This is a genomic window from Streptomyces sp. NRRL F-525 (assembly GCF_000716605.1).
Taxonomy (GTDB): domain Bacteria; phylum Actinomycetota; class Actinomycetes; order Streptomycetales; family Streptomycetaceae; genus Streptomyces.
This window is the reverse complement of sequence record NZ_JNXE01000105.1, coordinates 1-1,449: the sequence shown is the minus strand read 5'-3', so window position 1 is coordinate 1,449 and position 1,449 is coordinate 1. Positions and strand designations below refer to the sequence as shown.

1 protein-coding gene and 1 pseudogene are annotated in these 1,449 nt (G+C 71.8%); both read left to right on the top strand.

Annotated elements, in window-relative coordinates; translation table 11 throughout:
* The first annotated feature begins 11 nt into the window (after positions 1-11).
* Entirely contained in the window at positions 12-956 is a 945-nt protein-coding gene (locus OO69_RS49240) for a polyketide synthase dehydratase domain-containing protein (protein WP_420707981.1), read from the top strand.
* Positions 925-1,449: pseudogene (locus tag OO69_RS49750) on the top strand (SDR family NAD(P)-dependent oxidoreductase); the annotation flags it as partial. The gene OO69_RS49240 and the pseudogene OO69_RS49750, both read left to right, overlap by 32 nt.

Below are 1,449 nucleotides of genomic sequence, written 5' to 3'. Positions count from 1 at the left end.
TCGACCTCGCGCTGCACGCCGGCAACCAGCTCGACGCGCCCCACGTCGAGGAACTCACCCTCGAAGCGCCACTGGCACTGCCCGAACAGGGCACCGTCCACCTTCAGTTGGTCGCGGCATCCGAGGACGGGCAGGGCCGGCGCGCCATCAGTGTCCATTCCCGGCCCACCGATCAAGACCTCTGGACCCGCCACGCCACCGGCACCCTGGCCACGACCGGTAGTGCGCCGACCGACCCGATCGACGCCAACTGGCCGCCCAATGGCGCCACTTCGCTCGACACTGCCGACGCCTATGAGCAACTCGCCGAGTTGGGCCTGCGCTACGGGCCGGTCTTCCAGGGCCTGCAAGCCGCCTGGCGCGACGGCGACACCCTCTACGCCGACATCGCCCTCCCCAAAGGCACCGACACCACCGGCTTCGGCATCCACCCTGCACTCCTCGACGCCACCCTGCACGGCACCGCGCTGAGTACCACCGACAGCGCCGGACAGCTCAGCCTCCCCTTCGCCTGGAACGGCATCACCCTCCACGCCACCGAGGCCAGCACCCTCCGCGCCCGGATCGCCTCCACCGGTCCGGACACCGTCGCTCTTACGCTGGCGGACCCCACGGGCGCACCCGTCGCCACCATCGGCAGCCTCACCGTCCGCCCGATCACCCCGGAGCAGCTGGCTACCGCAGGCGCCGAGCAGCATCGGTCCCTGTTCGCGGTGGACTGGGTGCCGGTTTCCGGCGAGTCCCCGGAGGCCGTCGCCTACGTGGAGCCGACCGAGCGGGCGGACACCGACGACCCGATTCCGGGTCTGGTGCTTGCCCACGTCCACGGCCACCAGGGCGCCCCCGGCGACGTACCTGGCAACGTACACGCCACCACCCAGCAAGTACGGGAACTCGTCCAGCAATGGCTCGCCGATGAGCGCTCCGGACCGGTTCGTCCTCGCCGACCTCGATGACACCGACGCCTCAGCGGCAGCCCTCCCGGCCGCCCTGGCCACCCGCGAGCCCCAACTCGCCCTCCGCGAAGGCACGATCACCGTCCCCCGACTCGCCCGGATAGAGTCGGCGGCCTCTGAAGTCACGGGGCTGGACCCGCAGGGCACCGTGCTGATCACCGGCGGCACCGGAGTCCTGGGCGCTCTGGTCGCCCGGCACTTGGTGGCCGAGTACGGGGTACGGCACCTGCTGCTGACCAGCCGCCGAGGCCCGGCGGCCGAGGGCGCCCTGGAGCTTGAAGCCGAACTCACCTCCCACGACGCCACCGTCACCATCGCCGCCTGCGACACCGCCGACCCCGAATCCCTCGCCGCCCTGCTGGCCTCAGTCGACGCCGAGCGCCCGCTGACGGCGGTCGTCCACACCGCCGGCGTCCTCGATGACGGCACGGTCACCACGCTCACCCCCGACAGCCTGGACACCGTGCTACGCCCCAAGGTCGACGCGGCCTGG